This window comes from Oceanotoga sp. (assembly GCF_030445905.1).
Taxonomy (GTDB): Bacteria; Thermotogota; Thermotogae; order Petrotogales; family Petrotogaceae; genus Oceanotoga; species Oceanotoga teriensis.
On sequence record NZ_JASUSU010000071.1, the window covers coordinates 1 to 9,323 of the forward strand.

At 28.6% G+C, this 9,323-nt stretch carries 10 protein-coding genes; all 10 read left to right on the top strand.

All coding sequences use genetic code 11. From position 1 onward, the window contains the following. The 10 genes from PWP28_RS13340 to PWP28_RS13385 all read left to right on the top strand — a co-directional run bounded on the left by PWP28_RS13340 (nt 1) and on the right by PWP28_RS13385 (nt 9,143). Nucleotides 1–966, top strand: coding sequence for an ABC transporter permease (locus PWP28_RS13340; protein WP_374045500.1), 966 nt, complete (start codon nt 1–3; stop codon nt 964–966). Between the two features lie 14 nt (nt 967–980). Beyond that, nucleotides 981–2,003: an ABC transporter ATP-binding protein gene (locus tag PWP28_RS13345; protein ID WP_109603769.1), complete on the top strand. Its 1,023-nt coding sequence runs from the start codon at nt 981–983 to the stop codon at nt 2,001–2,003. After that, the gene (locus tag PWP28_RS13350; protein ID WP_109603770.1) at nt 1,996–3,171 is read left to right on the top strand and encodes an ABC transporter ATP-binding protein; all 1,176 of its coding nucleotides are present in this window, start codon (nt 1,996–1,998) and stop codon (nt 3,169–3,171) included. Before PWP28_RS13345 ends, PWP28_RS13350 begins: the two co-directional genes overlap by 8 nt. A gap of 122 nt (nt 3,172–3,293) precedes the next feature. Next, on the top strand, nt 3,294–3,845 hold the full coding sequence (locus PWP28_RS13355) for an RNA polymerase sigma factor (RefSeq protein ID WP_109603771.1): 552 nt from the start codon (nt 3,294–3,296) through the stop codon (nt 3,843–3,845). Continuing rightward, on the top strand, nt 3,829–4,017 hold the full coding sequence (locus tag PWP28_RS13360; RefSeq protein ID WP_109603772.1) for a hypothetical protein: 189 nt from the start codon (nt 3,829–3,831) through the stop codon (nt 4,015–4,017). The genes PWP28_RS13355 and PWP28_RS13360 overlap by 17 nt, the downstream gene beginning before the upstream one ends. Nucleotides 4,018–4,022: 5 nt before the next feature. After that, nucleotides 4,023–4,454, top strand: coding sequence for a SoxR reducing system RseC family protein (locus PWP28_RS13365; RefSeq protein WP_109603773.1), 432 nt, complete (start codon nt 4,023–4,025; stop codon nt 4,452–4,454). A gap of 278 nt (nt 4,455–4,732) precedes the next feature. Further along, on the top strand, nt 4,733–6,010 hold the full coding sequence (locus PWP28_RS13370) for a Glu/Leu/Phe/Val dehydrogenase (RefSeq protein WP_109603774.1): 1,278 nt from the start codon (nt 4,733–4,735) through the stop codon (nt 6,008–6,010). 146 nt (nt 6,011–6,156) lie between these two features. After that, nucleotides 6,157–6,582: a hypothetical protein gene (locus PWP28_RS13375; RefSeq protein WP_109603775.1), complete on the top strand. Its 426-nt coding sequence runs from the start codon at nt 6,157–6,159 to the stop codon at nt 6,580–6,582. A 2-nt stretch (nt 6,583–6,584) separates the two neighbouring features. Then, nucleotides 6,585–7,877, top strand: a complete 1,293-nt coding sequence (purB, locus tag PWP28_RS13380; protein WP_109603776.1) for an adenylosuccinate lyase — start codon at nt 6,585–6,587, stop codon at nt 7,875–7,877. 12 nt (nt 7,878–7,889) lie between these two features. Beyond that, entirely contained in the window at nt 7,890–9,143 is a 1,254-nt protein-coding gene (locus PWP28_RS13385) for an adenylosuccinate synthase (protein ID WP_109603777.1), read from the top strand. Nucleotides 9,144–9,323: the final 180 nt, after the last annotated feature.

Here is a 9,323-nt window from a genome sequence, read left to right on the forward strand (position 1 = left end):
ATAGATATTTCTTATTCAACTTTAATAGAAGAAAATACTGAACAAGCTATTAAAAATCTTGAAGAAGAGTATAAAAGGTATGAAAGAAACTATAATATGGGAGTTGAATATCAAGAAAAAATAGAAAAACTTGAAAAATTAGAAGATAATAAATTTCTATCTCAAAGCAAAAAATTATATGATGAATTTCAAAGTTTTTATATAAATAATATACAATTTGACCCTTATATAATGCCATTAAAAACTTTACAGAATGAACCACAGCCACCTTCTAAAGAACATCCTTTTGGAATATCTAATGGAAGAGATATATTTTATGGTGTTGTATGGGGAACGAGAACGGCTTTCAAAATAGGTTTATCAGTGGTTACAGTGGCTACTTTAGTTGGTTTATTTATTGGATCAGTTTCAGCTTATTTTGGTGGATGGGTAGATGAAGTTCTTATGAGAATTACAGATATATTTTTAAGTATACCTTTCATCTTATCGGCGATGGTTTTAACTTCCATACTTGGAACTGGAATTGACAAAGTAATGATAGCCATGATGGTTTTTACTTGGATGGCTACAGCAAGGCTTATAAGAGGTAATATATTACAAGAAAAAAATGAACAGTATGTTTCAGCGGCAAGAGCTTTGGGAGTACCAAATTGGAAAATAATAATAAAGCATATATTACCCAATACAATATTTCCTGTAGTTATACAGGCCACTATGAGAATAGGAAGTATGGTAATAACAGCTTCAGGATTAAGCTTCCTTGGATTAGGAGCACCTCAAGGATATGCTGATTGGGGTTCTATACTCTCTTATGCAAGAAACTGGATGCTTGGAGGAGGTTCTAATGCTTTACAGTATTGGTATACCGTAGTTTTTCCAGGTGTTGCAATGATACTATTTGTTTTAGGGTGGAATCTTGTTGGAGATGCCTTAAGAGATATATTTGACCCTAAGAATAGAATGTAAAGAGAGGTGTATATATGATAGATAATAAAGAACCTTTATTGAGTATAAAAGGTTTAAAAACATATTTCAAGACAGAAGATGGTGTAGTTAAAGCAGTTAATGGAATGGATTTTGATTTATTTCCAGGTGAAACATTGGCAATTGTTGGTGAATCTGGATCTGGTAAATCTGTTACTTCATTATCTTTAATGGATCTTCTCGATGAAAATGGATTTATACCAGAAGGAGAAATGATTTTTAAAGGTAAAAATTTAAAAGATCTTTCTAAAAGTGAATACAGGAAAATAAAAGGAAATGAAATAGCGATGATATTTCAAGAACCTATGACAGCTTTAAATCCAGTTTTTACAATTGGAGAACAAATAGGTGAAATGATAAGATTACACATGAATTTATCTGAAAAAGACGCCAAAAAAAGATCTATAGAATTATTACAAAAAGTAGGAATACCTGAACCTTCTAAAAGAATAGATCAATATCCTCATGAATTATCTGGAGGAATGAGGCAAAGAGCTATGATAGCAATGGCTTTATCTTGTGACCCTGATATATTGATAGCTGATGAACCAACTACTGCTTTAGATGTTACTATACAAGCACAGATATTAGAGTTGATGAAGCAGTTACAAAAAGATTATGGAATGGCTATTATATTTATCACTCATGATTTAGGGGTAGTAGCTGAAATGGCCGATAGAGCAATAGTCATGTATGGTGGAGAAGTATTTGAAAAAGGTGATATTGTAAGTATATTTAAACATCCTAAAAATCCATATACTTGGGGTCTTATGAATTCAATACCAAGAATTGATTTAGATAAAGAAAGACTTTGGGCAATACCTGGAGCTGTTCCAAATCCATTGAATTTTCCTAAAGGATGTAAATTTTCCAATAGATGTTTTTTAGCTAATGAAAAATGTGTTAATGAACATCCAGAACTTGCAAAAATAGAAGGTGAACATCTTTCAAGATGTTGGAGAATAGAAGAATTAGAAAAAGAAATATCTAAAGTAAAGGGTGGTGAAAACAATGGATAAAAAACAGCCCTTATTAGAAGTTAATGATTTAAAAAAATACTTTCCTGTTAGAGCAGGTGTATTTAAAAGAGTTGTAAACAATGTTAAAGCTGTTGATGATGTTAGCTTTAATGTATATCCCGGAGAAACTTTGGGTTTAGTTGGTGAATCTGGTTGTGGTAAGAGTACCACTGGAATGTCTATTTTAAGACTATATGATCCCACAGAAGGAAGAATAAGTCTTGAAGGACAAGATACAACAACATGGTTCATGAAAAATAATCAAGCAAATAAGTATATTAACGAATATTATGTAAAAAGATTTGAAAAATTAAAAATGGAATTAAAAACAGAGGATGAAGTTATAAAAAAATTAGAATCGAAGGTTGATATTAATAATGCAGAGATATATTTCAAAGAAGGATTTCATGGATTAAAAAAATTACATAGAGATAATTTAAAAGAAAAAAGAAAAATATTCAGAAAAGATACACAAATTATATTTCAAGATCCTTATTCTTCATTAAATCCAAGGATGAGAATAAAAAATATAATAAGCGAAGGTGTTACAACACATAATCTTGCAAAAGGTAAAGATGTATCAAATATAGTAACAGATCTTCTTGAGAAAGTAGGTTTATCCAAAGATTATATATATAGATATCCACATCAATTTTCTGGTGGACAAAGGCAAAGAATAGGAATAGCAAGAGCTTTAGCATTGAATCCTAAGATAATAGTAGCCGATGAATCGGTTTCCGCTTTAGATGTTTCTGTTCAATCTCAAGTAATAAATCTTATGGATGATTTAAGAAAAGAATTCGATTTAACTTATATATTTATAGCTCATGATTTAGCGGTAGTAAAACATATATCAGATAGAATTGCTGTAATGTACCTTGGAAAAATAGCAGAGTTAACAACTAAAAAAGAACTATTTTCTAAGCCATTACATCCATATACGGTATCTTTAATGTCAGCTATTCCAGTACCTGATCCAGAACATAAAAAGAAAAGAATAATTTTACAAGGTGATGTACCGAGTCCTCTAAATCCACCTTCTGGATGTAGATTTCATACCAGATGTCCTATAGCAAAAGACATATGTAAAAAAGAAGAACCAAAATTAATAGAAAAAGAACCAGGACATTTTGTTTCATGTCATTTTTCTGGAGAATTCAATGGCTAAAATAAAACTCTTCTAATGTATACTATTTACATTAGAAGAGTTTTTATAATTAATTTATAAAATGATATAATGAAGTATGAAAATATTATTAATTGAACAAAAATCGTTCAGGAGTGGTCTAAATGAATGAAAATAAATTTATACAACTTTTAAAAAAAGGCGATGAAAAAGCATTTGAGACATTGTATAATGAATATGCATCTAAAATATATGGTCTTTTAAGAAGTTATTTAAAAGAAGATGAAATTGAAGATGCACTTCAAGATGTTTATGTTAGAATATATAGAGGTATAAAAGGATTTAAACAAAGATCTAAACTTTCAACTTGGATATACAAAATAACAGTTAATACGGCTAAAAATTATTTAAAAAAACAAAAAAAGAATTATTTGTCACTTGATTTTAATTTAGAAAAAAATAAATTTACTTCTAAAGAAAATGTTGAAAAAGATGTTTTTGATGAAATTGATTATGAATTTATATTAAATTCTATAGAAAAATTACCACCTTTGGATAAAACTATAATAAAACTTAGAGATATAGAGGGATTATCATATTATGAAATATCAAAAATAATTGATAAACCTGTTGGTACTGTTAAAAGTAGACTTCATTATTCAAGAAAAAAACTCCAAAAAATAATAGAGGAGGATCAAAATGAAGGAAATGGATAATTATCTTAATGATTATTTGGATGGTAAAATAAATATAAAAGATTTAAATAATAGATGTCAAAAAACTATAATAGTTTATAAAAAAGCTCTTGAAAAATATTTTGAATGTCAAAATATTGATACAATAAGTAGAGTTAGACAAAAAATGCATTTAAAAAAATATGAGGAGTGAAAAAAATGACTGAAATGATGACTGTTATAGATATGGATTCAAATTATGTTTATTTAAATACCAATAGAGCAGGCGAATGTTCTGAATGTTCTTTGCACGGAGCTTGTAATATAACTGGAACTCCAGATTTGAAATTAAGAGCATTAAAAAACAAATCTGTGAATTTAAAAGAAGGAGATATTGTTTTAGTTGAACTACCAAAAGTTTCTGTTTCAAAATTATCTTTTTTGGTATATGGAATACCTTTGATAATATTTATGGCAATATCTATAATATTAAATATTATAGGTTTTTCAGATATATTGTCTTTCTTGATAGGGTTTTCTACAATGCTCTTGACTTATGTGATAATAGGAATATATGATAAGAAAAAATTAAAGGATAAATATTTACCTAAAATAATTGAAAAAAAAGACATAATATTACCTGAAAAATAATTCATAATCTAAAAATACCTGTAAAACACTTATTTTTTAACAAAAAATATTTACAGGTATTTTTTTTAAACTAATTTTTAAAAAATGAAATATTTTTCTTGAAAAAAATTTCATGCGGTTGAATATTATTCATATATTAAACAATAATTACCTCTAATTCTTCTTATTTTCTTCACATAATAGTAAACAAGACTTTTATTTTTAAGTTAAAAGTTCTAAAATAGTTGTGTAAAGAATTTATCCCAACAACGATAATAATTCTCAGGGAGGTTATTAGTATGAGCCTTTATGAAAATGCTGTAAGACAATTTAATAAAGCAGCGGACATCATGGATTTAAATCAGGATATGAGAGATGTTTTAATTCATCCAAAGAGAGAATTAACAGTTAATTTCCCAGTTAGAATGGATGATGGATCTGTAAAAGTATTTACAGGTCATAGAGTACAGCACAATGTTGCAAGAGGACCAGCAAAAGGTGGTATAAGATTCCATCCAAATGTTGATCTTGATGAAGTAAAAGCACTTGCTTTTTGGATGACTTGGAAAGCAGCCGTAGTTGATATACCATATGGTGGAGGAAAAGGTGGAATTACAGTAGATCCAAGAAATTTATCAGATGGTGAACTTGAAAGATTATCAAGAAGATTCTTTTCCGAAATTCAGATAATAATAGGGGAAGATAAGGATATTCCAGCACCAGATGTTAATACAAATGGTCAGGTAATGGCATGGTTTATGGATACATATTCTATGAATGTAGGACATACTGCTTTAGGAATAGTTACAGGTAAACCTTTAGAAATTGGAGGTTCACTCGGAAGAACTGAAGCAACTGGAAGAGGTGTTAGAATATGTATTGAAGAAGGAGCAAATTATTTAAGAAAAAATGGAAAATGTAATAAAGAAAACAAAGATATAAAAGTAGCAATTCATGGTTATGGAAATGTTGCATCATACGCAGCCATTTTAACTGTAGAAGAAGTTGGAATGAAAGTTGTTGCAATATGTGATATAACAGGTGGTTTATATAAAGAAGAAGGATTCTCAGCAGAAGAATTAAAAGATTTACAAGAAAAAGTTCTTTCAAGAAAAGCAGGAATATGTGATGTACATGATGGAAAATATAAAGTAATAACTAATGAAGAATTAATTTCTTTAGACGTAGATATATTGGCTCCAGCTGCTATGGAAAATACCATTACAGCTGCAAATGCAGATAATGTTAAAGCTAAATTAATAGTTGAAGGAGCTAATGGACCAATAACTCCAGAAGCTGATGAAATATTGTTAGAAAAAGGTGTATTTATAGTACCAGATTTCCTTGCGAATGCAGGAGGAGTTACAGTATCTTACTTTGAATGGGTTCAGGGATTACAATGGAATTTCTGGGAATTAGAAGATGTTAGAAAAGCTTTACATAGAAAAATGAAAAAGGCTTTTTATGATGTCATAGATACAATGGAAAAATATAAAATAGATATGAGATCTGCAGCTTATGTTATAGCAATTGAGAGAGTTGCTACAGCGACAAAATTGAGAGGAATATATCCTTGATGAAAATAAAAAAAGGTTCCGAATAATCGGAACCTTTTTTTATTGAAAAAATAATAATTTTATGATAAAATAACTTGTTGCATTTTTTTACAAAAAATTAATGAGTAAACTTAAAATTAAATTATAATTATAAAGGAGAATCAAAAATGGCTTATACTTTAATCTCTGTTTTGGCTAATCTCATTATAGGATTTTTTTTAACTAATATTTATTATTGGTTACCATCGGTTTTAATTGGTTCTTTAGTACTTTTGATGGCATATAAATTTGATATTAAAGATAAAATGATAAATATGCTTTTATTTGTGTCAGTTATGTTTAGTTTTTTTGGCTATATACAATCAGTAGATGTATCTATGTTTTTTTTATTGATGAATATATCAGCTTTAATATATTCTATAAGTATTAAAATAGAAAAAAGATTTATACTAATAATTTCTTGGGGATTAAATGCTTATGGAATGGGAAGTCTTGTGGCTTCTTTAAGAAATAATAATATTGGTATTATAATAGGTGTAATTATATTTATAATAGGAATAAGAGATTTATTTTCAACAAAAAAGGTGGGTTAAATATGATTGAAAGATATGCGCTATCTCCAATAAAAGATATTTGGGGATTAAAGCAGCAATATGAAAGATGGTTAGAAGTTGAACTTGCAGTTATTGAAGCATTTGAAGATTTTAATCAAGCACCAAAAGGAACTTCAGAAAAAATAAGAAAAAAAGCTTCGATAGATGTAGAAAAAATTCTTGAGATTGAAAAAGTAGTAGATCATGATGTAATTGCTTTTATAAAAGGAGTTACTGATGAAATGGGAGATGAAGCAAGATATTTTCATAAAGGACTTACTTCATCTGATATTGTTGATACTTCTTGGGCATTAGCCATGAAAAGAGCAGGCGAAATGATAATTCGTGAATATGAAAAGTTTATAGATGTACTCAAAAAAAAAGCTTTGATGTACAAAAATACTATTACAGTTGGAAGAACTCATGGTATTCATGCTGAACCTACATCTTTTGGATTAAAATTACTTTCATTTTTAGCAGAATCCGAAAGAAATATGGAAAGGTTAAAAAAATCAATATATCAAGTATCACAAGGTAAATTGAGTGGAGCGGTTGGAAATTACGCTAATATATCTCCTGAGGTAGAAAAAGTAGCTCTTGAAAAACTTGGATTAAGAGCAACCAAAGTTTCTACACAAATTGTTCCAAGGGATATACATGCAGAATTTTTAAACGCTCTTTCTTTTTTAGGAAGTGGATTAGAGAGATTAGCAACTGAAATAAGACATTTACAGAAGACAGAAGTTTTAGAAGTTCAAGAACCATTTAAAAAAGGGCAAAGAGGTTCTTCAGCTATGCCACATAAAAAAAATCCTATAATATGTGAAAGAATAACAGGAATGGCAAGAATGTTAAGGTCATATACAATAACTGGTTATGAAAATATAGTTTTGTGGCATGAAAGAGATATTTCTCATTCATCGGCAGAAAGAGTATTTATTCCAGATGCATGTATGACCGCATATTATATAACAAATAAGGCAATATACTTGATAAAAAATTTAGTTGTAAATGAAGATAGAATGTTAGAAACATTCGAACGTTCATATAATCTTGTATATTCTCAAAGAGTCCTTTTAGGGTTAATAGAAAAAGGAATGTCAAGAGAAAATGCTTATAAACTTGTTCAAAAAAATGCTTTATATGCTTGGGAAAATAGAAAAGATTTTAAACAAGTGATAAAAGAGGAATCTGAAATAAATACAAAAATGAATTCAGATGAAATAAATGAATTATTTTCAAATAATTACTTCTTAAGAAATATAGAAGAAATATATAAAAGATTTGATTTTTAGGAGGGTACTTCTATGAAAAAAGTAGCTATAGTAGGATCGCAATGGGGCGATGAAGGAAAAGGAAAGGTAGTAAATTATTTTTCATCAGATTTTGAATGGATAGTGAGATTTTCAGGTGGTTCGAATGCAGGACATACTATATATCATAAAGGTAAGAAATATGTAAATCATCTTTTACCTTCAATAGTTCCTGACTCTGATTCTAAAGGCTTTTTAGGTGCAGGAATGGTTATAGATCTTGAACAACTAATAAAAGAATTAAATGTTCTTGAAAATGATTTTCCAGGGATATCTTCAAAATTTTATATAGATCTTGAAGCTTTTATAGTTTTACCTTGGCATAAAGAAGAAGACGAATTAATTGAAAGTATGAGAAGAGAACCTATAGGAACTACAAAGAGAGGAATAGGTCCTGCATATACAGATAAAGTGTCAAGAGAGGGTATAAAATTATATCATATATTTGATGATGAGGTTTTAAAATCCAGACTTGAAGATATATACTATCTCAAAAATAATATTTATTCTGGAAGAATAAAAAATAATGCAAAAGATACATATGAATATCTTTTAAAACAAAGAGAAGATTTAAAAAAATTAAAAGTAAATTATGCAAGTGCAGTTGAAATGGGAAATGTTTTTAGAAGTACATCAGTATTATTCGAAGGCGCACAGGGAGTTCTTCTCGATCTTGATTTTGGTACATATCCTTTTGTAACTTCAGGAGCTTGTATGGCCCATGGAGTTTCATCTGTTGGTTTTTCAACATTTGAACTTGATGAAGTATACGGCGTTTTAAAAGCTTATACTACAAGAGTGGGAGAAGGTCCATTTCCAACAGAATTATTTGGTGAAGAAGCAGATAAGATGAGAAAGCTTGGAAATGAATTTGGAGCTACTACTGGTAGACCAAGAAGAGTAGGATGGTTGGACTTGCCGGCTATGAGATATGCGAAAATAAGATCAGGATTAACTTCTATTGTAATTACAAAGGCTGATGTATTAAATGGATATGACAAAATAAAAGTTTGTACATCTTATGAAGTTGATGGAGAAGTGAAAGATATACCTTCATCTTCGGCTGATTTTTTTAAGGCAAAACCAATTTATGAAGAACTTGACGGTTGGCAAAATACAAATGAGGTTAATTTTTTGAAGTATATGACTTATATTGAAGAAAACACAGGTATAAAAATTGATTATATATCTTATGGTCCAAAAACAGAGGAAATGTGTTCAAAAAATAGTTTAATTCTTGATATGTAATTTAATCGGGTCTTATGAGACCCGATTTTTTTATATTTATTGTATAATTAAATAGAGTATTTTTATATTAAAATATAAAAATTAATAGTGACTTGAAAAATAGAGCAATAAAAAAGGGATATGAAATAAAAAACAAGTAAATGAAAAGCAACAAAAATAAAAACAAGTAAAAAAAGGAAT

Excerpts from the sequence above, each read along its gene's own strand:
- PWP28_RS13350 (WP_109603770.1), top strand. The coding sequence starts at position 1,996 with ATGGATAAAAAACAGCCCTTATTAGAAGTTAATGATTTAAAAAAATAC.
- PWP28_RS13385 (WP_109603777.1), top strand. The coding sequence starts at position 7,890 with ATGAAAAAAGTAGCTATAGTAGGATCGCAATGGGGCGATGAAGGAAAA.
- PWP28_RS13355 (WP_109603771.1), top strand. The coding sequence starts at position 3,294 with ATGAATGAAAATAAATTTATACAACTTTTAAAAAAAGGCGATGAAAAA.
- PWP28_RS13365 (WP_109603773.1), top strand. The coding sequence starts at position 4,023 with ATGACTGAAATGATGACTGTTATAGATATGGATTCAAATTATGTTTAT.
- PWP28_RS13370 (WP_109603774.1), top strand. The coding sequence starts at position 4,733 with ATGAGCCTTTATGAAAATGCTGTAAGACAATTTAATAAAGCAGCGGAC.
- PWP28_RS13375 (WP_109603775.1), top strand. The coding sequence starts at position 6,157 with ATGGCTTATACTTTAATCTCTGTTTTGGCTAATCTCATTATAGGATTT.
- PWP28_RS13360 (WP_109603772.1), top strand. The coding sequence starts at position 3,829 with ATGAAGGAAATGGATAATTATCTTAATGATTATTTGGATGGTAAAATA.
- purB (WP_109603776.1), top strand. The coding sequence starts at position 6,585 with ATGATTGAAAGATATGCGCTATCTCCAATAAAAGATATTTGGGGATTA.
- PWP28_RS13345 (WP_109603769.1), top strand. The coding sequence starts at position 981 with ATGATAGATAATAAAGAACCTTTATTGAGTATAAAAGGTTTAAAAACA.